The following is a 21,020-nucleotide window of genomic DNA, read 5'->3' as shown; positions in this document are numbered from 1 at the left end:
CCGCTTGCCGTCCGCCTCGCGTTTGCGCGTGGGCCGGCCCGGCGGTCATCGATGCGGAATCCCGTGAGTGTAGCGAAAGCGCTCGGCGCCCGGCTGTCAGCAGGCTGACAGCGCATTCGCGATTGTGCCGCGATCCGGCGCGAGTGGAAGGGAGGGTCGGCGTACGCGCGATCTCCGGGTTTCTCCCTATTTGCATACGTATGCAAGACTTCGAAAGTGCCCTGCATCGATGAACTTTCAACGTTTGCAGGACCCGAGACCATGATCCGTTATCTGAAGCGCGGCCGGACCGCCGCCGTCAAGACCGACGACGACGCCAAGGTGCGCGCCACCGTCGAAGACATCATCCGCGACATCGAAACCCGTGGCGACGACGCCGTGCGCGATTACAGCCGCAAGTTCGACAACTGGGACCCGGCGGACTTCCGCCTGTCGCGTGCCGACATCGAGGCGGCGCGCAAGCAGTTGTCGGCACGCGAGATCGAGGACATCGCATTTGCGCAGAGCCAGGTCCGCAACTTTGCGCAGATCCAGCGCGACTCGATGCGTGACGTCGAAGTCGAAACGTATCCCGGCGTGGTCCTGGGCCACAAGCACGTGCCGATGAACGCGGTGGGCTGCTACATCCCGGGCGGCAAGTATCCGCTGCTGGCCTCGGCGCACATGAGCGTCCTCACCGCCAAGGTGGCGGGCGTCAAGCGCATCGTGTCCACGGCGCCGCCGTATCAGGGCAAGCCGCATCCGGCGATCGTGACCGCCATGGACATGGCGGGCGCGGACGAGATCCTGGTGCTGGGCGGCGTGCAGGCCGTGGTGGCGATGGCGGTGGGCACGCCCAGCGTGGCGCCCGTGGACATGCTGGTCGGCCCGGGCAACATGTTCGTGGCGGAGGCCAAGCGGCAGTTGTACGGCCGGGTCGGCATCGACCTGTTTGCGGGACCGACCGAGACGCTGGTGATCGCCGACGACAGCGTGGATGGCGAGCTGTGCGCGGTCGATCTGCTGGGCCAGGCGGAACACGGCCCCACGTCTCCTGCGGTGCTGCTGACCACCAGCGAACAACTGGCGCGCGCCACGCTGGCCGAAGTCGAGCGCCAGCTGTCGATCCTGCCGACGGCGGGCATCGCGGCTAAGGCGTGGGCCGATTGCGGCGAGGTCATCGTCTGCGACAGCGACGAGGAAATGCTGCAGGTGGCCGATGACCTGGCGTTCGAGCACGTGCAGGTCATGACGCGCGATCCCGATTACTTCCTGAACCGCATGACGAACTACGGCGCGCTGTTCCTGGGCCCGCGCACCAACGTCAGCTTTGGCGACAAGGTGATCGGCACCAACCACACGCTGCCGACAAACCGCAACGCGCGCTACACCGGCGGCCTGTGGGTGGGCAAGTTCCTCAAGACCTGCACCTATCAGCGCGTGCTGACGGACGAGGCCAGCGCGGCGATGGGCGAGTATTGCTCGCGCCTGTGCCACATGGAGAATTTTGCGGGCCACGGCGAGCAGGCCAACATCCGCGTGCGCCGCTATGGCAATCGCCCCGACCTGCCGTGGTATCGGCCGGTGGAGGCCCAGGCATGATTGCGCTGCCCAAAGGACCGGACTTCCGCCTGGACGGACGCCGCGCCCTGGTGACGGGCGGCAGCGGCGGCATCGGACTGGCGGCGGCCACCGCGCTGGGCCGCGCGGGCGCGCATGTGACGGTGGCGGCCCGGCGCGAGCCGGAACTGGCGCAAGTATGCGAAGCCCTGCGCGCGGAAGGCATCGGCTGTGCGCCGTTGGTGCTGGACGTCACGGATTCCGCAGCCGTCGACCAGGCGGTCGCGCGCGCCGAGCCCTTCGACATCCTGGTCAACAACGCGGGCATGAATCGTCCCAAGCCGCTGGTCGAGCAGTCCGACGAGGACATCGACGCTGTGCTGGACCTGAACGTGAAGGCAGCTTTCTACACCAGCCGGGCCGTGGCGCGCCGCCTGCTGCAGGAAGGCCGTGCAGGGTCCATCGTGAATGTGTCGTCGCAGATGGGGCACGTGGGCAGTCCACGCCGCACGCTGTATTGCGCCAGCAAGCACGCGCTGGAAGGCATGACGCGTGCCTTGGCGTGGGAGTTGGGCGCGGCCAACATTCGCGTGAACACCGTGTGCCCGACCTTCATCGAAACGCCCATGACGGCGGGCATGCTGGAGCAGCCCGGCTTCCGGGACTGGGTCTGCGCGCGCAACGCGTTGGGCCGCGTCGGCCGTCTGGACGAAGTGATGGGCGCCATTGTGTTCCTGGCCAGTGATGCGTCCAGTCTGATGACGGGCAGCGCGCTGATGCTGGATGCGGGATGGACCGCGGCATGAGGACCGCGCCCCGCGCGCAGGACGTGGCGGATCTGGCGCAGGTGTCGCAGTCCGCCGTCAGCCGCACGTTCACGCCCGGCGCCAGCGTGTCCGAAGAGACGCGGCGCAAGGTGCTGGCGGCCGCGCAGAAGCTGGGCTATCGGCCCAATGCGCTGGCGCGCAGCCTGATCACCCGCCGCAGCCGCATCGTCGCATTGGTGATGAGCTATCTGGAAAACCAGTTTTATCCGCTGGTGATCGAGCGGCTGTCGCAAAAGCTGCAGAAAGAGGGCTATCACGTGCTGATGTTCATCGCCGAGGTGGACGAGGCGGCCGACGGCGTGCTGGCCGAGATCCTGCAATACCAGGTCGACGGCATCGTCATGGCCTCCGCCATGCTGTCGTCCAACGTGGCGCGCAGTTGCGCAGAAGTCGGCGTGCCGGTGGTGCAGTTCAATCGGGTGTCCATCCTGGGCGGCCTGGCACGTCACGCCAGCAGCTCGGTCACGTCCGACAACTATGCGGGCGGCCAACTGGTGGCGCGACTGCTGGTGGACCGCGGCTACCGGCGCTTTGGATTTCTGGCGGGGCTGGAGGATTCGTCGACCAGCATCGAACGCGAACGGGGCTATCGGGATGCGTTGACCGAGTTGGGCCACGACGTCGCCTGCCGCGAAGTGGGCCACTACGACTTCGATCTGGCGCAGGCGGCGGTTCGCCGAATGTTTGCCGCCGACCCGCCGGACGCGCTGTTTGCCGGCAACGATCACATGGCGATTGCGGCGCTTGACGTGCTGCGTCAGGAACTGGGCCTGCGCGTGCCGCAGGACGTGGCCGTCGTGGGCTTTGACGACGTGCCGCAGGCGGCCTGGGGCGCGTATCGCCTGACCACCGTGCGTCAGCAGGTCGAACCCATGGTGGACGCCACCGTCACCCTGCTGCGCGAACAGATGCAGGCCGAGCTGCGGCCGCGCGACATCGTTATTCCCTGCTGCCTGGTTGAACGCGCGACGGTCCGGGCGGGGTCCTGAAGATTCGCTATTCCCCTTTTTCCGGCACTACCCAATGAAAGCGCGCACAGACCGCGCTCATCGACTCCAGGAGACAAACGCATGCGCAGCATTTTTGTACGCACCCTGACCGCCGTCGCGGCCATCGGGTTGACCGCCGGCTTGGCCCACGCCCAAGGCGGCGCGCCCGCCTGGCCGACCAAGAACATCCGGTACATCGTGCCGTTCTCGCCGGGCGGCGTGTCCGACGGCGTCGCGCGCCTGATGGCCGAGCAGTTGAGCGCTCGTCTCGGGCAGTCAGTCATCGTCGAGAACAAGCCGGGCGTATCCGGCATTGTGGGCACACAACAGGCGGCCCGCGCCGAGCCCGACGGCTACACCATCGTGGGCGGCACCATCACCACGCATGCCGTCAATCCGTTCTTCATCAAGTCGCTGGGCTATGACCCGGTCAAGGACTTCACGCCCGTCAGCCTGGTGGGCATGGTCAGCAACGCATTGGTGGTGCGGGCAGACAGCCCGTTCAACACGGTGCAACAGGTGATCGACGCCGCGCGGGCCGATCCGGATGGGCTGACGTACGGCACGGCCGGCGCGGGCACGTCGCAGCATCTGTCGGGGCAGCTCTTTCAATCGATTTCGGATACGCGCCTGCGCCAGATCGTCTACAAGGGAGGATCGCAGTCGATGGTGGACCTGATCGGCGGACAGATCGACATGGTGTTTGAAACGGTCGCGGCCGCGCGTCCGATGATCGATGCCAAGCGGGTGAAAGTGCTGGGCGTTACATCGGCCGCGCCGCTGGCGGATCTGCCGGGCGTCAAGCCGCTGGCCGAACTGGGCTTGCCGGGCTTTGCGATGCAATCGTGGCAAGGTATCTTTGCGCCGGCGGGCACGCCCGCGCCGGTGGTGGAGCGCCTGGGACGCGAGATTGCGGCCATCGTCAACACCCCCGACGTGCGCGCCAAGCTGCTGACGCTGGGCGTGGCGCCCGACGGCCGCGGCTCGGCGGAGTTCTCGCAGTTCCAACGCAGCGAAATCGAAAAATGGGGCAAGGTGATCAAGGACGCCGGCATCCAGGCCGACTGACCCCGCCCCGACACAGGAGACTTGCATGACCGATCCCCGCTTCCCGCTGGACGGCCGCCTGCCGGACATGCTGCGCAGTGGCAAGCCGCTGCGCGGCCTGTTCAACGGATTGCCCAGCCCGGCCATCGTCGAGATGTGCGCGTACGCCGGCTTTGATTTCATCATCCTCGACAACGAGCACGGCAGTGCCGATCTCGGCATGACCGAGCACATGCTGCGCGCCGCACGGGCGACGGGCATCGTGCCGATCGTGCGCTGCTTCGAGCAGGACTTGCCGCGCATCCTGGACATGGGCGCAAGTGCCGTGCAGGTGCCCATGGTGGAAAGCGCCGAGCAGGCACGGCGCCTCGCCGGCATGATCCACTATCCGCCAGTGGGCCGCCGCGGCAGCGCCTTCAGCACGCGCGCGGCCGGTTATGGGGCGTTTGGCGGCGCCGGGCACACGCAGCGCAGTAATGAGGGCATCGGCTTCATCGCCATGATCGAAACGCCCGAGGCCATTGCGGCGGCGGGCGAAATTGCGGCGGTGGACGGCGTGGATGCGGTGTTCATCGGACCCAATGATCTGGCGCATGCGATGGGTCACGGCAGCGACTGGAATGCCGAACCCGTGCAACGCGCCATCGCGGCCGGGCTGCGCGCGATCGCCGGGGCAGGCAAGTGTTCCGGCATCATCGCGCTGACGCCGCAGGACGAGGAGAAGTACGGGGCCATGGGCGCGCGCTATTTTGCCAACGTGTCGACCAGCATCATCACCCGCGCGCTGGCGCAGGCGGCCTCGGCCGGACGCGAGGCCAAGCCGCCCGCCTATTGACGCTATCCGCCCACCGCCCGGCAGAACGCCTGCGCATCGCCGTCGATGATGACGCCGGACGGCAGATATCCTTCGCGTTGCTTCGTGGCGCGCAATTGCTGCGCCAGCGCCGCATCGCCGCCCACCGCGTACACGAAGACGCGCACGGATTGCGCGGCGGCGTCGCGCAGCAGTTGCGGGTTGGCAGACAGCGTCAGGGCGTCCACATGCACGCCCACGGGCGCGCCGACGGTGGCGGCCAGATTGGCCAGCCACTGGCGCGTCAGCTTGGGCGCGGTGGCGCGCTGCGACACATACTTGCCGAGCGGGCTTGCGCCCAGGGAATCCGCGTGGCGCGGGTCGAAAACGATCAGGCCCAGATAGCCCTGCCGGTCGGTGCCGCGCACGCAGCGCAGCGCCTCGGGGAAGGCGGACGTGATCATCCAGTTGCCGTGCGGCAGCGCGGTCTTCATGCCGGCGACCAGCTTGGACACCGGCGCGCAGTCGCGGTAGACGACCTTCAGTTCCGCATTGAAGGTCTTGGCGGGCTGAGCGGCGGCGACGCGCAGCGCATCAGTCAGGAAAGGCGGGGGCGCTCCGCCGCCGGCACCCGTCAACTTGGCGTCGCGCCATTGGTCGCTGGACAGTTGCAGCACGGCCTTGCGTCCGACGCCGCTTACCGTCCTGCCGGTCAGCAGGTCGTGGTGCAGCACCCAGGCGCCGTCCTTCAGGCGCTGCATGTCGATTTCGACGCCATCCCATGCGCCGGCATAAGCCGCGCGAATCGAGGCCAACGAGTTCTCGGGCAGCGCGGGCGCGCCGCGATGCGCATGCACCTGCATGCCCAGGCACGCGGCGCTGGCGCCGGACCAGGGCAGGGCGGCGGTCAGCAGCGCGGCTATCAGACGGCTAGCCCGCATCGCCGTGGTATCCGAACCGGAAGCCGCCCAGCACCGTCGTGCGCACGGCTTCGTTGAAAGGATAGGTGTAGGCCTGGCCCACGACGATCACGTGCGCCACGTTGGCCAGCACGCGGCGCCGCAGCGCCTGACCGATCGACTCGTCATCGCGCCCGCCTTCCACGCGCGACATCTGCTGGAAGAGTTCACTTTGCGTCACGCCGTTCTGCATGAACGAAAACGCCGTCCAGACGCAGGCCAGGGTCAGCACCAGCGCCAGACCCGCCGCGCGCGTGGCGGTGCGCCCCGGCTGCTGGCCGGCGGGCGTGCGCAGCCAGACGACGAGTTTGACGATCAGGTAAAGCAGCTTGCCGAAGTGGCCCACCGCACCCAGCAGCGAGAACAGCAGCGCAACCGGCGGCACGATGGCCGCGCGCGCGGCGTCTTCGCCCAACTGTTGATGCTGGCCGCCGCGCGCAAAGTCCGCGCTGCTGGCGGAAAAGCGCGGCATGGCTTCGTCCACGGCCCGGTCCAGCATGCCGTCGTACAGCCGCTTGAAGCTGGCGGCGTCGGTGTAGTTGGGCGCGACGTTCATGGTGGCGGGCACCATCAAGGTCTGGCGCAGCAGCTTCTGCACGCCGGGGCGCGCCACGAAGTCTTCGTACGACAGACCGGGCGGAATGGCATCGCCCTCGACATGCACCGTGCGGCTGCGCATGGTCTTCCAGTATTGCTGGGCGACCGCTTCATTGAACGTGGCGCGGTCGTGCGGCTGCCAGCCGGCGGGCACGGGGATGCGCTTGCGCACGTCCTGCACGACACGGCCTTGATAGCGCGCGGGCACGCTGTCGGGCGTCCAGCCGCGGCGCGACAGGTTGCGGCGATAGTCGCCCCACGCGCGATCCTGTTCGCGCGCCAGGCCGATATCCGACGCCACCGGCACGCCGGCGTATTTCTTCCAGCGTTCGGCGACGGACTGCATCACGCTGGTGTAGACCTGGTGATACCCGCGGATGCCCGGGGACGTCATGCGGACTTCGCGGTCATCGAAGGTGAAGGTCTTCATCTGGCGCTGCAGGTCGGTGCGGATGACCTGGCGCTTCTTGGGTTCGACCTTTTCATCCAGATTGTCGATGTTGGTCAGCAGCACCTGGAACACCGCCAGGAACGCCTTGCCCTCGGGCCGCGCGTAGATGCCGTCGTCCACCAGCCCGTCCAGATGCAGGTCGCCCTGCACCAGCGAGCGTTGCAGCAGGCCGGCGTTGGTGGCAATGCGGCGGAACTCGCCGTCGCGCGAGTCGACCAGCACGTTCACCATCATCTTGATGGCGCTGAAGACCAGCAGCGCGGTCACGGCGCAGGCCACGGCAATCTTCAGGTAAGACGGCCGGCCGCCGGTGGCAAGCCGCCGGGTCAGCATCAGCTGCAACACCACCAGCGCGGCGGCGATGCCGGACAGGGTGCGGCCGAAGAACTCCAGTTCCTCGATATCGTGCGGCGTGGCGCGGCTGCCCACCACATCGAGCAACCGGGCGTTGAAGCCGAGTTCAAAACTGAGGTAGATGACCGTCAGGACGATCAGGAACAAAATCTGGCGAATCTGGGCCTGGCGCACGATCAATCCCTCAGGTCCAGACGGGTCGAGGTGATTTCCTCTTCGGGCAGGTCCAGCTTGGCGGGTGTGCGCGATGCCGCGCCCGAGCGGGGTGTTGCGGGCGTGTCACCCGTGGACACGCGCTGCGGGGGCGGCGGCACCACGCGGCCAGCGGATGTGTCACTGCCGGCCGTCTGTGTCTGCACCGCGGCGGGCGTATTGGGTGGCGAACGGCGGCCGCCGCTGGCCGGCTTAGCCGCCTTGCCCGATCGCGCGGCCGGCGCGGCGGGCGGCGGATAGACGCCATGCAGCCGGATAGAATCCATGTACCCGGGCGGATACAGCGACTCGTCGGCAAACGGCTTGGCGCGCGGATTCAAGCCCGCGACGCTCTTGACGTTGCCGCGGCGCATCCGGCCATCCTGCGTGTAAACAAAGCGCTCGATCGCCGAGCCCTTGGGAAAGTCGAACGTCAGCGCGCTGCGGTCGTCCTGGACCAGCACGACGGGCCGGTCACGGCAATTGCCCACGTCCCACGACAACACGTCGGACCCCTCGATGGCCAGCACGGTATAGCGGTAATCGCAGTTGCGGCGCTGGGTCTCGATGACGACCACGGTGCGCGGGCCAATGTTTTCGGTCCGGGCGATGCGTGCGGACTCAACATTGTTCAGGGGCACCACGCGCTGATTGCCTGATAGCTTCACCGAGAAGTTCTTGCCTTCACGGCGCAATGTGCCCAGTCCGCCGTCCTGCAGCGGGAACTGGCCGATCTCGGTGCCGAACAGGGCGGCGGTGTCCACGCCGAACACGTAGTTGCCCCGCGAATTGGTCTTGACGGCGCAGGCGGACAGGCCCGCCAGCAAGAGGAAGCTGGCCGCAAGGCGAAGGATCAACGAACGGGATACGTGCAGGCGCAATGACATCATGGGAAGGCGGAAAACCGGGCGCCACACGGGCGCCTTTTTCGTCAAAGCCCTGCAATGTATCGCAAAGTTACAGCGCAGGACCAGACTTGTTTCAATTGCGCCGGGCGCGTCGCGCCGTGCGTCGTCGCAAACCAGGCGCGGGTTTGGCGCGTCAGTTGGCGGCCTGCTTCAGTTCCATCGACAGTTTCACCAGTTCGTGCACGCCATTGCGAATGGCGGACACGGTGCGGGCCAGGGTGGCGCGCAGCAGGGCGATGTCGGGCAGCGTGTCGGGCGCGGCCACGATGCTGTCCACCGAGGCCGACTCGCGCGCGGGGCGATCGGCGGCGTCTTGCGGCAGCGTCTGCTTGCTGGCCTTGCACCGGTTGTTCACGACGTTGATGACTTCAAGGAACTGGCCGCGCGTCAGGTTCAGTTCGTCAGCCTGCACGAAGGCGGGGTAGACGAGGCGCAGGAATTCCGGGTCCGAATCGCTCAGGCTGAAATACATGATGCCCATGTCGGGATGCTTGAAGACCACATCGCCTTGCTCGTCAAAGCTGGCGACGAGGCCCAGTTCTTCTTGCACCACGGTCTGGTACAGGGTGGACAGCGGGGTGGGGGTGGACATGATTCAACGCTCCGTTGGTGGTAAGTGGGAAAAAAGACGAGCCCATGACCCTTGCTACGCGCCGTCTTGAAAAAGGTTCGAAAAATTTAGCGACGAAGGATAAACCGAACCCGGCAAATCAATTGGCCGAAAAAAGGGCGAAAAAAAAATCGAACCTTTTGCGCCGCTGCGCGTAGCGATCAGTACCGGCATCCATACCGGCATCCGCCTCACGCAAAAAAGGAAACACCATGCAGGACAAAGCACAAGACGTATTGATGCAGGCAAAAACCCACGCCGCCCGGTGGGCAGCCATTGCGGTTCAGCGCGTCCACCGGGGCGACGCGGCGGGCGCGTTGCTGTTTCTTCTGGGCACCACGCTCTTCGCGGTGGTCTCCATGCGCATGATGGGATCGGGCGTCAGTCTGAGCTTCTACGACCTCCTGCGCTTGCAGAACGGCGGCAGCGTGCAGGGCGCGATGGCAGGGCAGGGGGCCGGCGCGGGATTCTATGCCGTGTTGTGGCTGCTGGCCGTCGTGGGGCCGCTGCTGCCTTCGCTGCTGGACCAGCGCGCGGCGCGCCTGGGCTACTTTGCGCCGCTGGCGTTGTGGATCATCGCGTTGGCGGGCACGGGGATGCGCTTGCGCACGTCCTGCACGACACGGCCTTGATAGCGCGCGGGCACGCTGTCGGGCGTCCAGCCGCGGCGCGACAGGTTGCGGCGATAGTCGCCCCACGCGCGATCCTGTTCGCGCGCCAGGCCGATATCCGACGCCACCGGCACGCCGGCGTATTTCTTCCAGCGTTCGGCGACGGACTGCATCACGCTGGTGTAGACCTGGTGATACCCGCGGATGCCCGGGGACGTCATGCGGACTTCGCGGTCATCGAAGGTGAAGGTCTTCATCTGGCGCTGCAGGTCGGTGCGGATGACCTGGCGCTTCTTGGGTTCGACCTTTTCATCCAGATTGTCGATGTTGGTCAGCAGCACCTGGAACACCGCCAGGAACGCCTTGCCCTCGGGCCGCGCGTAGATGCCGTCGTCCACCAGCCCGTCCAGATGCAGGTCGCCCTGCACCAGCGAGCGTTGCAGCAGGCCGGCGTTGGTGGCAATGCGGCGGAACTCGCCGTCGCGCGAGTCGACCAGCACGTTCACCATCATCTTGATGGCGCTGAAGACCAGCAGCGCGGTCACGGCGCAGGCCACGGCAATCTTCAGGTAAGACGGCCGGCCGCCGGTGGCAAGCCGCCGGGTCAGCATCAGCTGCAACACCACCAGCGCGGCGGCGATGCCGGACAGGGTGCGGCCGAAGAACTCCAGTTCCTCGATATCGTGCGGCGTGGCGCGGCTGCCCACCACATCGAGCAACCGGGCGTTGAAGCCGAGTTCAAAACTGAGGTAGATGACCGTCAGGACGATCAGGAACAAAATCTCGCGACTCAGGGCCTGGCGCACGCTCAATCCCTCAGGTCCAGACGGGTCGAGGTGATTTCCTCTTCGGGCAGGTCCAGCTTGGCGGGTGTGCGCGATGCCGCGCCCGAGCGGGGTGTTGCGGGCGTGTCACCCGTGGACACGCGCTGCGGGGGCGGCGGCACCACGCGGCCAGCGGATGTGTCACTGCCGGCCGTCTGTGTCTGCACCGCGGCGGGCGTATTGGGTGGCGAACGGCGGCCGCCGCTGGCCGGCTTAGCCGCCTTGCCCGATCGCGCGGCCGGCGCGGCGGGCGGCGGATAGACGCCATGCAGCCGGATAGAATCCATGTACCCGGGCGGATACAGCGACTCGTCGGCAAACGGCTTGGCGCGCGGATTCAAGCCCGCGACGCTCTTGACGTTGCCGCGGCGCATCCGGCCATCCTGCGTGTAAACAAAGCGCTCGATCGCCGAGCCCTTGGGAAAGTCGAACGTCAGCGCGCTGCGGTCGTCCTGGACCAGCACGACGGGCCGGTCACGGCAATTGCCCACGTCCCACGACAACACGTCGGACCCCTCGATGGCCAGCACGGTATAGCGGTAATCGCAGTTGCGGCGCTGGGTCTCGATGACGACCACGGTGCGCGGGCCAATGTTTTCGGTCCGGGCGATGCGTGCGGACTCAACATTGTTCAGGGGCACCACGCGCTGATTGCCTGATAGCTTCACCGAGAAGTTCTTGCCTTCACGGCGCAATGTGCCCAGTCCGCCGTCCTGCAGCGGGAACTGGCCGATCTCGGTGCCGAACAGGGCGGCGGTGTCCACGCCGAACACGTAGTTGCCCCGCGAATTGGTCTTGACGGCGCAGGCGGACAGGCCCGCCAGCAAGAGGAAGCTGGCCGCAAGGCGAAGGATCAACGAACGGGATACGTGCAGGCGCAATGACATCATGGGAAGGCGGAAAACCGGGCGCCACACGGGCGCCTTTTTCGTCAAAGCCCTGCAATGTATCGCAAAGTTACAGCGCAGGACCAGACTTGTTTCAATTGCGCCGGGCGCGTCGCGCCGTGCGTCGTCGCAAACCAGGCGCGGGTTTGGCGCGTCAGTTGGCGGCCTGCTTCAGTTCCATCGACAGTTTCACCAGTTCGTGCACGCCATTGCGAATGGCGGACACGGTGCGGGCCACGGTGGCGCGCAGCAGGGCGATGTCGGGCAGCGTGTCGGGCGCGGCCACGAAGCTTTCCACCGAGGCCGACACGCGCGCGGGGCGATCGGCGTCCTCTTGCGGCAGCGTCAGCTTGATGGCCTTGCACCGGTTGTTCACGACGTTGATGACTTCAAGGAACTGGCCGCGCGTCAGGTTCAGTTCGTCAGCCTGCACGAAGGCGGGGTAGACGAGGCGCAGGAATTCCGGGTCCGAATCGCTCAGGCTGAAATACATGATGCCCATGTCGGGATGCTTGAAGACCACATCGCCTTGCTCGTCAAAGCTGGCGACGAGGCCCAGTTCTTCTTGCACCACGGTCTGGTACAGGGTGGACAGCGGGGTGGGGGTGGACATGATTCAACGCTCCGTTGGTGGTAAGTGGGAAAAAAGACGAGCCCATGACCCTTGCTACGCGCCGTCTTGAAAAAGGTTCGAAAAATTTAGCGACGAAGGATAAACCGAACCCGGCAAATCAATTGGCCGAAAAAAGGGCGAAAAAAAAATCGAACCTTTTGCGCCGCTGCGCGTAGCGATCAGTACCGGCATCCATACCGGCATCCGCCTCACGCAAAAAAGGAAACACCATGCAGGACAAAGCACAAGACGTATTGATGCAGGCAAAAACCCACGCCGCCCGGTGGGCAGCCATTGCGGTTCAGCGCGTCCACCGGGGCGACGCGGCGGGCGCGTTGCTGTTTCTTCTGGGCACCACGCTCTTCGCGGTGGTCTCCATGCGCATGATGGGATCGGGCGTCAGTCTGAGCTTCTACGACCTCCTGCGCTTGCAGAACGGCGGCAGCGTGCAGGGCGCGATGGCAGGGCAGGGGGCCGGCGCGGGATTCTATGCCGTGTTGTGGCTGCTGGCCGTCGTGGGGCCGCTGCTGCCTTCGCTGCTGGACCAGCGCGCGGCGCGCCTGGGCTACTTTGCGCCGCTGGCGTTGTGGATCATCGCGTTGGCGGGCGTGGTCTCGCAGGTGCAGGAGTTCATGAATGCGACGCGCCAGTTGTCGGGTTTCATGGGCAGTTCACGCGCCGGCCGCAGCCTGGCGGGCGACATGGCGTCCAACCTGTGGAGCGGCCTGTCGTTCGGGTTCGGCTTCTATCTGTCTGTCGCCATCGCGCTGGCCTTCACTGTCCGCGGGGTCGCCGCGTTGCGCCGCCGCGCTTGATTTTCCGCCCCTGCGCAGCTAAGGTGCCGCAGCCCCAAGAACCTGAACCATGAACACGCTCGAATCCAAGCGCTACGTCATCGACAACGTCGACGCGCTGCTGCGCATCATGCACGCCGACCCGCGCTACGCGCTGGCGTTCCGGAACAAGGCCGAGCAGCACATCACGCTGAAACTGCGCAGAAAGTTCTTCAACACGCCGCCCGAAGGCGTGGTGGACGCGTTCAACAACGCGCTCATGAAGTTTCTGCAGACGCGCAGTTTCAAGGACGAGGTCCTGCTGCACGGCCAGCCCGAGGGCGGATGGACGGCGCATGAACTGGCCGTCAGCAAGCTGGGCGGCTACCTGTACCGCGGATCGCTGCACGAACTGATCCAGTTTCATCGCCGCACGCGGCACGAGGTGCAGTGGGCGGGTCCCGACGACGGCGGGGATCGGGACGACACGGCGTTTGACGACGCCCGGGATGTGGCGGATGACTCGCTCTTTGCCGACCCCGCGCAGGCGTACGAGCACCTGTCGATCGTCAAGCGCATGCGCGACTGCCTCAACAAACTCAGCGACACGCTGAAAACCACCATGTTCCTGTACCTGGACGATATGCCGATGGAACAGATCGCCCGGCAGCAGGACCTGCACGTGCCCACCGTGAAGAGCCGCCTGCACGCCGCGCGCAAGCTGGTGACGGAATGCACCCGCAAGGGGATGGACTGATGATGGCTGAAGACCGAGTGCTGTCGTATTTGTCCGGCGAGCTGGACGCCGATGCCCGCCGGGCCTTCGAAGCCGATCTCGCGCGCGATCCCGCATTGCGGGAGGAACTGGAGGCGTGGCGAAGTCTTGCCGAGGCGCGCCAGCTTGCGCATAACGAGATTGGGCAGGGGGAGCGCGATGCGGCTTTCTTGCGTGCGCTGGGGCAGGGCGTGGAGGCGGCGCCTGCGGGGGCGTCTGCCGAATTTGCGTCCGCATCTGAGCCTGCTTCTGCAAAATCTGCGCGTGCGTCATCGTCGGAACCTGCATCTGCGCGCGCGCCGGTGTCTTCGCACGCGCCGGTGTCGCGCGTGCGGCGCTTGTGGCAATGGCTGTGGCCTACGCCCGCCAGCCCGTTGATGCCGCTGGGCTGGGCGCTCGCAATAATGCTGTCCGTCGTGGTGATCCAGCAGGCGCCGGTGCACGGTCCCGCGGTTGTCCTGTCCGACGACGTCCTGACGCGCGGCGGTGCATCTTGTCCGCGGTTGGTGGTCGATCTTCCCGACGCCCTGACGGCGCGGCAGTTGCGCAATACCTTGTCCCAGTACGCGGTGTCCATCGTCGACGGGCCTGATGCGGACGGGCGATACGTCCTGGCCGCTGCGCGTGAGTCGTCGCTGCGCGATGCCGCGACGGCGCTGGGCGCGCTGTCGGTCACGGCGGCGCCAGCGGGCGCGTGCCCCAAACCGTGAGGCCCGGCGCAAGCCCGAGATAACGTCCAGTCCCTCCCGAACAAAAGTCAGGCCCCCAATTCTCTATGAAGCCCAACAAAGAACCTGCCCTTGCCAGCATGCCGGACGCGCGGCCGCAACCCCTGATGCGGCGGCGCCTGCTGGCCGCGCTGGTCGGCGCGGGGCTCTGCGGCGGGCACGCTGGCGCCGTGCTCGCGGCGGGAGCGAATGCGCGGGGGCTGAACAACCGGAACATGATGGACGAGGAGCCGGCCCGCTCGGGCGCGCCGGCACCCCAGCCGACCACGCCTGCGCCAGCGCCGGACGACGAGCCTTCCGCAGCTGCGACGGATCGCAAGGCCGAATCGGATGCCAAGGCGCAAGCTGAACCCCAAGCCACGCCCGCCAAGCGCCGCTACGCGCTGGTGATCGGCAACGCGCGCTACGCCGTTCCCGCGAACGCGCTGGTCAACCCGGTCAACGACGCCCGCCTCATCGCCGACTCGCTGCGCCAGCGCCAGGTCGATGTGACCCTGCTCACCGACCTGACCACGGCGCAGATGGAAGCCGCCGTCGACGATTTCGCCCTTCGGGCCGCCGGCGGGGACCTGGCGCTGATGTACTTCGCCGGACATGCTGTTGCGGTGGACGACGTGAACTATCTGTTCGGTGTGGACCTGCCTTTGCCGCTGGGTGAAGTGCGCATCCGCACGGCACAGCAAAGCTCGTTGAGCCTCAAGCGCGTGTCGCAAGCGCTGCGGCGTGCCAATGTCCGCGCGCGCTTGATGGTGCTGGACGCCTGCCGCACCAACCTGACCCGCGGCACGCCTGGCGCGGGACTGGTGCATGCCGTTCCCGCGGGCGGTGAACTTATCGCCTTTTCCACGCAGCCCGGCGCCACGGCCGAAGACGGCTTTGGCAACGACGGCCCCCGCCACAGCCCCTACGCGTACTACTTCGCGCAAGGGCTGCGCGCGCTGCCCGGTTCCGCGCCGGTGGAGACCTTCTTCAAGCAATTGACCGCCGACGTGCAGGTGGCCACCGCCTACCGGCAGATTCCGCACTACGCCAGCAGCCTGGTCGGCACCGTCACGTTCACCACGCTGGCGGACGGACAGACGCCCGCGACGCCGGGGGCGTCCGGCGGTCAGACGGCGCAGGGCCGAGGCCCGTCCCCCACGCTGGGCCGCGATCTGATCAAGGCGCGCATGAGCGCCTGGGAATACGAAATCGAACGCGGCGCGCAGTATGTGGACGAGCCCCGGCTGGCGTCGTTGCAGGCGCGCGCCAAGGCGGGCGACGTGGTCGCCATGACCACCTTGGGGCTGATCGCCGAGAACGGCGAGCACGTGCAACAGAACTACCCCGTCGCCGCCCGCTGGTATCAACGCGCCGCGGATCAAGGCTTCGCGCCCGCGCAGACGTATCTGGGCGAGCTGACCGGCATGGGCCGGGGCGTACCCAAGAACTACGCCGTGGCCGAACGCCTGTTTCGAGATGCGGCCGAGGCGGGACATCGGCGCGCGGCGATGGACCTGCTGGACGTGCGCGCGCGCATGGGCGAACCGATCGACCCGCGCGAGTGGGCCAAGGCGCTGCAGGACGCCGCCCTTAATCCGGTCGGTTTTCCGATGCCCGGCATGGCGCCCATTCAGGGCCTGCCGGACAACCCGTGGATGCGCGCGCTGGGTGTGCGCCCGCCCGGCCAGCCCTGAACCCGGTGGCGGCGCGCGTATGACGTCGCAGGCGCGTCAGACTGGGCGGTGATACACCGCCTCGACGTTGTAGCCGTCGGGATCCAGGATGAAGGCGCCGTAGTAGTTCGGATGATATTTCGGGCGTAACCCCGGCGCGCCGTTGTCGCGCCCGCCGGCCGCCAGCGCCGCGCGATGAAAGGCGTCGACCTCGTCACGGCTGCGCGCGCGAAACGCCACATGCACGCGCGGCGTGCTGGGCGTGCCCTCATGAATCCAGAACTCGCCGCCCGGGTCGCCCGCGTCGTCGGCCTCGCCAACGCCAAAGCCCATGCCCGTCGGGAGCGCCTTGCGCGGCACATACCCCACCGCCGCGAGCGCGCTCAGGTAGAAAGCCCGGCTGCGCGCGAAGTCGCTGACGTGAATCTCGATGTGGTCCAACATACGCTGCTCCTCGAAAAGGCGGCCGCGTGGGCCGGAGAGGTCAGCATAGGTGAGGGGGCGGGGCGGGATGGCTTCGATTTGCAACGTGGGGATACGCGGGCTCCCGCCTTGACCGACGCACGCTAAAACGTCGCAGGCGCCCTCAGAATGGTGCCCGACGAAGACTCCGTCATTACAACGGAATCTCGGTTCGGAGCAATGCAGACATTCGTCACCGTTCGTCCTGTTGGACTGCGCAAGAAGTGCGTGACCTCGCCGTGGGGATTCAGCACAAAAACGCCTCCCAAGCTGGCATGCGCAACGAGAAGGTTGTTGTTGGTGTCTACAGCAAGGCCGTCGGGGCCGCTGGTTCCGAAGAACGTCTGAAAGGCGCCCATCTTGCTGATCGAACCGTCCGCCAGCAGGGGCGCGCGCCACACCTGGTTGCCGCGCGTCACGGCAACGAAGAGCACTTTCTCGTGGGTGTCCAGCGCAATGCCATTGGGGCTGGGCGCATTGGAGATCAGCAGGTCAAGGCGCCGCGTGTTGCTGTCAAACCGATACACGCGGCCTGTGGGATCATGCAAACCCGTCTGGCCCTGGTCCGTGAAGTAAAGCAGGCCGTTGCGGTCGAACACCAGGTCGTTGACACCCCTGAAGCTCTCGCTGTTGCGGTGGCCGATGACGGGTGTGACATCGCCCTTCGCCAGGTCGCACCGGAGAATTCCGCGCCGATAGTCCGCGACCCAGAGACTTCCGTCGGGATGCCGCGCAAGTCCATTTGGCCAACCTCCCGTTTCGGCGACCAAGGTCCATGCGCCCTTCTGACAAACGCGAAATAGGCGGCCGTGCGGAATGTCCGTTACATAGAGATTGCCCTCGGGATCAAAGACGGGTCCCTCAAGAAAGCAGTCCACGATCTGCCCCGGCTTGTTGGCCTGCGCCCATTCACTTTCCCGCTCCAGGCGAAGATGCGCAGGCATGGACGTAAAGGGCTCGGCGTCGATGACCGCCGGCGGCGTAAAGGACATGTTCCACATGATGGTCCGCTCCAAAATCAGTCAGGCTTGATGTCCACGCGCTTGCCCACCGCTGCCCATTGCGCGTTTTCTCGATTGACGTAGGCCGCCGTCTCTTCGGTGCTCATCTTCTTGTACGCCGCTCCTTGTTCCTGCAGCATCGATTGCCGCTTGGGATTCGCCATGACCTCGGCAGTCAGGCGGTTGAGCTTTTCGATGATCTCGGACGGCGTGCCTTTTGGCGCCGCGACCCCAAACCAGTTCACCACCTTGTACTCGGGCAATCCAGCTTCGGCAAATGTGGGAACGTCGGGCAGGGCCGTCAAACGCTTGTCGCCGGTGACGGCAAGCGCTCGGGCGCGGGCGCCCTTCACCGGCGGAATCGCCGTCGGCGCTGCCGTGATCAGCAGATCAATCTGACCCGCCATCAGGTCGGTGAGCGCCGCGCCCGCCCCGCGGTAGGGCACATGTGTCAGCGACACTTTCGCGTCGTCCTTGAATACTTCGCCGGCAAGGTGGGTGGAGCTGGCGGGACCGCCCGATCCGAAGTTGAGTTTGCCGGGATTCGCCTTGGCATATGCGATGAGTTCGTTCAGCGATTTGAACGGGGATTTTTCAGGAACGATGGCGACGACCGGCGCCTCGATGATGTTCGACACGTGCACCAGATCCTGCTGGTGATTCCATGGAAGCTTTGCAAAGAGCAGCGGCAGCATGGAGTAAGTGGTGTCGGTCACCAGGAAGGTGGAACCGTCCGGCGTAGACCGGGCCACATCGAGCGTGCCTATCGTGCCGGAGGCCCCTGATTTGTTTTCGACCACGAACGGGGATCCGGTCGCTTCGGACAGCTTCTGCGCGAGCTGACGCGCGGCATAGTCGGTCGTGCCGCCCGGCGCATAGGGAACAACGAAGCGAACGGGCTTGTCCGGCCACTTGGTTTCTGCGTTCGCGGCGGCGGACGATACCGCCAACAAGCCGGTCAGGGCGGCAACTGCAATGGTCTTGGCCGAAATCAGCCGGTGCAAGGTTTGATGCTTCATGATGGTCTCCTCGGAAGTGAGCACTTTTCTACAAACGTCGAATGGGTTGTCAGGTGCTTCTCTACAAATCAATACGGTGTGGCGGGTTGGGATGGCGCCTGTCAGTTCTCTCCTTGTGCAATCGCGCGTCGCTTCAAACTTTCGATTTCGCTATCGCTGTATCCCGCCGCGCGCAGGATTTCGTCGGTGTGTTGGCCCACGCGCGGAGGCTGCAGGCGCAGCGCGGGCTGTTGGCCGTTCAATGACAATGGGGCGAGCGGGACGCGCGATTGCGTGCCGTCTGGCAACTCGATCGGCGCAAGGCCGCCCGTGGCCAGGAGATGTGGGTCCTCGAAAAGCTGATCGGGTCTTGTGATCGGCGCATACGGCAAACCTTCTCGCTCGAACACCGCCGCCAGCTCCGCTGCACTGAAACCAGCCAGATGCTGGCGCAGCACGGGCATCATCCAGTCTCGGGCCTGGACGCGGTGGTTGTTGGTGGCCAGCCGCGCGTCTGCAAGCAGGTCCTGCAGGCCGAACGCCTGGCAGAAGATGGCCCATTGCTTGTCGCTGACTACCGCAAGAAAGATCTGTTCGCTGTCTTTGACCGTGAAAACGTCGTAGACCGCCCAGGCGGAAATCCGGCTTGGCATGGGCGCGGCCACCTTGCCGGTTGCGGCGAACTGCATCATGTGCTGCCCGACCAGGAAGACGTTGTTCTCGAACAGCGATGCCTGAACTTCGGCGCCCAGACCGGTTTTCTCTCGCTGGGCCAATGCGGCCATGGCACCGATCGCGCCGAACATGCCGCCCATGATGTCGTTGACGCTGGTCCCGGCGCGAACCGGGTCACCAGGACGCCCCGTCATGTACGCCAGCCCGCCCATCATCTGCACGACTTCGTCCAGCGCGGTCCGGTTCTCGTACGGACCCGGCAGAAAACCCTTATGGCTCACGTAGATCAACCTCGGATTGCGCTGCTTCAGGGCGTCGTACCCCAAACCCAGCTTTTCCATCACGCCGGGCTTGAAGTTTTCGCTCACGATGTCCGAGGAGTCGATCAGGCGCAGCGCGGCTTCCACGCCTTCCGGACTTTTCAGGTCCAGCGATACGCTCTTCTTGTTCCGGTTGAACATCGGAAAGAAGCCGGCGCCGGAGCCCAGCAGCTTGCGGGTGGTGTCGCCGCCGATCGGCTCGATCTTGATGACTTCGGCGCCAAGATCTCCGAGCAGCATGCCGCAGGTTGGCCCCATCACCATGTGGGTAAATTCGATGACGCGCACGCCTTCATACGGAAGGGGCGCTGCAGTTTGATTGCTCATGATCAGATGCCTGATAGAAATTTCCTTGGGCGGCCCGGCCTTGCGGCGAGGTCATGTCTACTGCGACGCACGGGACCCTCGGCGGGCTTCGCCGTTCAGTCTGTTTGCGTGAATCCCTTGGGCATGCCGGCTTCCGGCGTCATGCCGTACAGCGGCTCTCCCGGCAGGCCTTCGCTCAGCGGCGCGCGTGCGGCAAAAAGTTTGTCGAGGTCGATGGCGGTCTTGACGCCCATGGCCTCGAACATGAAGACGAGGTCCTCGGTCACGACGTTGCCGGACGCGCCCGGCGCATAGGGACACCCGCCCAGACCGCCAAGGGAAGAATCGAAGGTGCGCACGCCAACGTCCCAGGCGGCAAGGCAATTGGCCAAGCCAAGGCCACGCGTGTTGTGCATGTGCGCGGCGCCCGCGTGATCGCCGATTTCCGCTCTCAGGCGTTGGAACAGACGGCGGACCTGTTGCGGGTTGGCGTAGCCAACGGTGTCGGACAGCCCGGCGTCATCTGCGCCGGCTTCGATGCACGCGGCGGCCAGGCGGATCACGTCGTCTTCGGGGACATTGCCTTGCAGCGTGCAGCCGAAAGCGGTGGAGATTCCGGCTTCCAGCTTGACGTGCGGGGCTATGTCATCGCGCAGGGCGGCGATCGCACGGACCTCTTCGACCATTTCCATGGGCGTTCGCCGTACGTTGGCCAGGGAGTGCGCGTGGCTGGCGGACACGGGCAAGGTCAGTTTGTCCACGCCGGCCTTCAATGCGTTTTCGGCGCCGCGAAGATTGGGAACAAGCGCCATGATGGTGACGCCTTGGTGCTGCCTTGCATGCCGCACCACTTCGGCGGCGTCCGCCATCTGGGGCAGCAGCTTTGCCGGGACGAAGGACGCCACCTCGATTTCCTTGATTCCTGCGTGGACAAGCGCGTCAATCCAGCGGAACTTGTCTGCGGTTGGCATAACGCCTTTCACGGATTGCAATCCGTCACGGGGGCCGACTTCGCTTATCAACACTTCGCTCATGATTTCACCTTTCGTTCGTTCGGTTCTGTTAGATAGAATGCGGGTTCATCCCCGTGTCAGAACCCGCCTTGTCGAAGGCGGCCAAAGAGATT

General features: G+C 65.9%; 22 protein-coding genes. 10 read left to right on the top strand and 12 right to left on the bottom strand.

Annotation, left to right across the window (positions count from 1 at the left end; all coding sequences use genetic code 11):
* Positions 1-261 precede the first annotated feature (261 nt).
* From hisD to MHZ91_RS17205, 5 genes are all read left to right on the top strand, one after another.
* Complete coding sequence (gene hisD / locus MHZ91_RS17225) at positions 262-1,581, top strand: histidinol dehydrogenase (RefSeq protein ID WP_239214792.1); 1,320 nt, start codon at positions 262-264, stop codon at positions 1,579-1,581.
* Positions 1,578-2,345: an SDR family NAD(P)-dependent oxidoreductase gene (locus tag MHZ91_RS17220; RefSeq protein ID WP_239214789.1), complete on the top strand. Its 768-nt coding sequence runs from the start codon at positions 1,578-1,580 to the stop codon at positions 2,343-2,345. The genes hisD and MHZ91_RS17220 overlap by 4 nt, the downstream gene beginning before the upstream one ends.
* On the top strand, positions 2,342-3,355 hold the full coding sequence (locus MHZ91_RS17215; RefSeq protein WP_239214786.1) for a LacI family DNA-binding transcriptional regulator: 1,014 nt from the start codon (positions 2,342-2,344) through the stop codon (positions 3,353-3,355). Before MHZ91_RS17220 ends, MHZ91_RS17215 begins: the two co-directional genes overlap by 4 nt.
* Before the next feature lie 81 nt (positions 3,356-3,436).
* Positions 3,437-4,423: a tripartite tricarboxylate transporter substrate binding protein gene (locus tag MHZ91_RS17210; RefSeq protein ID WP_239214783.1), complete on the top strand. Its 987-nt coding sequence runs from the start codon at positions 3,437-3,439 to the stop codon at positions 4,421-4,423.
* A gap of 25 nt (positions 4,424-4,448) precedes the next feature.
* Positions 4,449-5,237, top strand: coding sequence for an HpcH/HpaI aldolase/citrate lyase family protein (locus tag MHZ91_RS17205; protein ID WP_239214781.1), 789 nt, complete (start codon positions 4,449-4,451; stop codon positions 5,235-5,237).
* Between the two features lie 2 nt (positions 5,238-5,239).
* Here MHZ91_RS17205 and MHZ91_RS17200 read toward each other — a convergent pair whose 3' ends face one another.
* From MHZ91_RS17200 to MHZ91_RS17185, 4 genes are all read right to left on the bottom strand, one after another.
* The gene (locus MHZ91_RS17200) at positions 5,240-6,136 is read right to left on the bottom strand and encodes a glycerophosphodiester phosphodiesterase (RefSeq protein ID WP_239214778.1); all 897 of its coding nucleotides are present in this window, start codon (positions 6,134-6,136) and stop codon (positions 5,240-5,242) included.
* Positions 6,126-7,730 carry a hypothetical protein gene (locus MHZ91_RS17195; RefSeq protein ID WP_239214775.1) on the bottom strand — a complete coding sequence of 535 codons (1,605 nt, stop codon included), beginning with the start codon at positions 7,728-7,730 and terminating at the stop codon, positions 6,126-6,128. The genes MHZ91_RS17200 and MHZ91_RS17195 overlap by 11 nt, the downstream gene beginning before the upstream one ends.
* Before the next feature lie 2 nt (positions 7,731-7,732).
* Positions 7,733-8,605 carry a hypothetical protein gene (locus tag MHZ91_RS17190; protein WP_239214770.1) on the bottom strand — a complete coding sequence of 291 codons (873 nt, stop codon included), beginning with the start codon at positions 8,603-8,605 and terminating at the stop codon, positions 7,733-7,735.
* A 184-nt stretch (positions 8,606-8,789) separates the two neighbouring features.
* Positions 8,790-9,248 (bottom strand): hypothetical protein, encoded by a 459-nt coding sequence (locus MHZ91_RS17185; protein ID WP_239214773.1) that lies wholly within the window; start codon positions 9,246-9,248, stop codon positions 8,790-8,792.
* Positions 9,249-9,478: 230 nt separating this feature from the next.
* On the opposite strand from MHZ91_RS17185, the gene MHZ91_RS17180 reads away from it, so the two are divergent.
* A complete protein-coding gene (locus MHZ91_RS17180; RefSeq protein WP_239214772.1) occupies positions 9,479-9,898 on the top strand; it encodes a hypothetical protein in 420 nt (139 codons plus the stop codon).
* Here the strand turns inward: MHZ91_RS17180 and MHZ91_RS17175 are convergent.
* The 3 genes from MHZ91_RS17175 to MHZ91_RS17165 all read right to left on the bottom strand — a co-directional run bounded on the left by MHZ91_RS17175 (position 9,814) and on the right by MHZ91_RS17165 (position 12,201).
* Entirely contained in the window at positions 9,814-10,683 is an 870-nt protein-coding gene (locus MHZ91_RS17175; RefSeq protein ID WP_239214771.1) for a hypothetical protein, read from the bottom strand. The two genes, MHZ91_RS17180 and MHZ91_RS17175, sit on opposite strands and share 85 nt — an antisense overlap.
* A 2-nt stretch (positions 10,684-10,685) precedes the next feature.
* Positions 10,686-11,558 (bottom strand): hypothetical protein, encoded by an 873-nt coding sequence (locus tag MHZ91_RS17170; protein ID WP_239214770.1) that lies wholly within the window; start codon positions 11,556-11,558, stop codon positions 10,686-10,688.
* Between the two features lie 184 nt (positions 11,559-11,742).
* The gene (locus MHZ91_RS17165) at positions 11,743-12,201 is read right to left on the bottom strand and encodes a hypothetical protein (RefSeq protein WP_175122654.1); all 459 of its coding nucleotides are present in this window, start codon (positions 12,199-12,201) and stop codon (positions 11,743-11,745) included.
* A 230-nt stretch (positions 12,202-12,431) separates the two neighbouring features.
* Here MHZ91_RS17165 and MHZ91_RS17160 point away from each other — a divergent pair, with 230 nt between their 5' ends.
* The 4 genes from MHZ91_RS17160 to MHZ91_RS17145 all read left to right on the top strand — a co-directional run bounded on the left by MHZ91_RS17160 (position 12,432) and on the right by MHZ91_RS17145 (position 16,153).
* Complete coding sequence (locus tag MHZ91_RS17160) at positions 12,432-13,016, top strand: hypothetical protein (RefSeq protein WP_239214769.1); 585 nt, start codon at positions 12,432-12,434, stop codon at positions 13,014-13,016.
* 49 nt (positions 13,017-13,065) lie between these two features.
* On the top strand, positions 13,066-13,731 hold the full coding sequence (locus tag MHZ91_RS17155; protein ID WP_239214768.1) for an RNA polymerase sigma factor: 666 nt from the start codon (positions 13,066-13,068) through the stop codon (positions 13,729-13,731).
* Complete coding sequence (locus MHZ91_RS17150; protein WP_239214767.1) at positions 13,731-14,459, top strand: anti-sigma factor; 729 nt, start codon at positions 13,731-13,733, stop codon at positions 14,457-14,459. Before MHZ91_RS17155 ends, MHZ91_RS17150 begins: the two co-directional genes overlap by 1 nt.
* A 65-nt stretch (positions 14,460-14,524) precedes the next feature.
* Positions 14,525-16,153: a caspase family protein gene (locus tag MHZ91_RS17145; RefSeq protein WP_239214765.1), complete on the top strand. Its 1,629-nt coding sequence runs from the start codon at positions 14,525-14,527 to the stop codon at positions 16,151-16,153.
* A 36-nt stretch (positions 16,154-16,189) separates the two neighbouring features.
* On the opposite strand, the gene MHZ91_RS17140 is transcribed toward MHZ91_RS17145, so the two are convergent.
* The 5 genes from MHZ91_RS17140 to MHZ91_RS17120 all read right to left on the bottom strand — a co-directional run bounded on the left by MHZ91_RS17140 (position 16,190) and on the right by MHZ91_RS17120 (position 20,928).
* Positions 16,190-16,576 (bottom strand): VOC family protein, encoded by a 387-nt coding sequence (locus MHZ91_RS17140; RefSeq protein ID WP_239214762.1) that lies wholly within the window; start codon positions 16,574-16,576, stop codon positions 16,190-16,192.
* Between the two features lie 122 nt (positions 16,577-16,698).
* Positions 16,699-17,595: an SMP-30/gluconolactonase/LRE family protein gene (locus tag MHZ91_RS17135; protein ID WP_239214760.1), complete on the bottom strand. Its 897-nt coding sequence runs from the start codon at positions 17,593-17,595 to the stop codon at positions 16,699-16,701.
* A gap of 17 nt (positions 17,596-17,612) precedes the next feature.
* Positions 17,613-18,686, bottom strand: a complete 1,074-nt coding sequence (locus tag MHZ91_RS17130; protein ID WP_239214758.1) for a tripartite tricarboxylate transporter substrate binding protein — start codon at positions 18,684-18,686, stop codon at positions 17,613-17,615.
* A gap of 29 nt (positions 18,687-18,715) precedes the next feature.
* Positions 18,716-19,915, bottom strand: coding sequence for a CaiB/BaiF CoA-transferase family protein (locus MHZ91_RS17125; RefSeq protein ID WP_239214756.1), 1,200 nt, complete (start codon positions 19,913-19,915; stop codon positions 18,716-18,718).
* Between the two features lie 95 nt (positions 19,916-20,010).
* Positions 20,011-20,928 carry a hydroxymethylglutaryl-CoA lyase gene (locus MHZ91_RS17120; RefSeq protein WP_239214754.1) on the bottom strand — a complete coding sequence of 306 codons (918 nt, stop codon included), beginning with the start codon at positions 20,926-20,928 and terminating at the stop codon, positions 20,011-20,013.
* Positions 20,929-21,020 lie beyond the last annotated feature (92 nt).

This window comes from Achromobacter sp. ACRQX (assembly GCF_022346505.1).
GTDB lineage: Bacteria > Pseudomonadota > Gammaproteobacteria > Burkholderiales > Burkholderiaceae_B > Achromobacter > Achromobacter animicus.
The sequence above is the reverse complement of the archived record's forward strand: the minus strand, read 5'-3'. Positions and strand labels throughout refer to the sequence as shown.

What these genes read in the sequence shown, in the direction of transcription:
- hisD (WP_239214792.1), top strand. Translation starts at nt 262, where the DNA reads ATGATCCGTTATCTGAAGCGCGGCCGGACCGCCGCCGTCAAGACCGAC.
- MHZ91_RS17220 (WP_239214789.1), top strand. Translation starts at nt 1,578, where the DNA reads ATGATTGCGCTGCCCAAAGGACCGGACTTCCGCCTGGACGGACGCCGC.
- MHZ91_RS17215 (WP_239214786.1), top strand. Translation starts at nt 2,342, where the DNA reads ATGAGGACCGCGCCCCGCGCGCAGGACGTGGCGGATCTGGCGCAGGTG.
- MHZ91_RS17210 (WP_239214783.1), top strand. Translation starts at nt 3,437, where the DNA reads ATGCGCAGCATTTTTGTACGCACCCTGACCGCCGTCGCGGCCATCGGG.
- MHZ91_RS17205 (WP_239214781.1), top strand. Translation starts at nt 4,449, where the DNA reads ATGACCGATCCCCGCTTCCCGCTGGACGGCCGCCTGCCGGACATGCTG.
- MHZ91_RS17200 (WP_239214778.1), bottom strand. Translation starts at nt 6,136, where the DNA reads ATGCGGGCTAGCCGTCTGATAGCCGCGCTGCTGACCGCCGCCCTGCCC.
- MHZ91_RS17185 (WP_239214773.1), bottom strand. Translation starts at nt 9,248, where the DNA reads ATGTCCACCCCCACCCCGCTGTCCACCCTGTACCAGACCGTGGTGCAA.
- MHZ91_RS17180 (WP_239214772.1), top strand. Translation starts at nt 9,479, where the DNA reads ATGCAGGACAAAGCACAAGACGTATTGATGCAGGCAAAAACCCACGCC.
- MHZ91_RS17165 (WP_175122654.1), bottom strand. Translation starts at nt 12,201, where the DNA reads ATGTCCACCCCCACCCCGCTGTCCACCCTGTACCAGACCGTGGTGCAA.
- MHZ91_RS17160 (WP_239214769.1), top strand. Translation starts at nt 12,432, where the DNA reads ATGCAGGACAAAGCACAAGACGTATTGATGCAGGCAAAAACCCACGCC.
- MHZ91_RS17155 (WP_239214768.1), top strand. Translation starts at nt 13,066, where the DNA reads ATGAACACGCTCGAATCCAAGCGCTACGTCATCGACAACGTCGACGCG.
- MHZ91_RS17150 (WP_239214767.1), top strand. Translation starts at nt 13,731, where the DNA reads ATGATGGCTGAAGACCGAGTGCTGTCGTATTTGTCCGGCGAGCTGGAC.
- MHZ91_RS17145 (WP_239214765.1), top strand. Translation starts at nt 14,525, where the DNA reads ATGAAGCCCAACAAAGAACCTGCCCTTGCCAGCATGCCGGACGCGCGG.
- MHZ91_RS17140 (WP_239214762.1), bottom strand. Translation starts at nt 16,576, where the DNA reads ATGTTGGACCACATCGAGATTCACGTCAGCGACTTCGCGCGCAGCCGG.
- MHZ91_RS17135 (WP_239214760.1), bottom strand. Translation starts at nt 17,595, where the DNA reads ATGTGGAACATGTCCTTTACGCCGCCGGCGGTCATCGACGCCGAGCCC.
- MHZ91_RS17125 (WP_239214756.1), bottom strand. Translation starts at nt 19,915, where the DNA reads ATGAGCAATCAAACTGCAGCGCCCCTTCCGTATGAAGGCGTGCGCGTC.
- MHZ91_RS17120 (WP_239214754.1), bottom strand. Translation starts at nt 20,928, where the DNA reads ATGAGCGAAGTGTTGATAAGCGAAGTCGGCCCCCGTGACGGATTGCAA.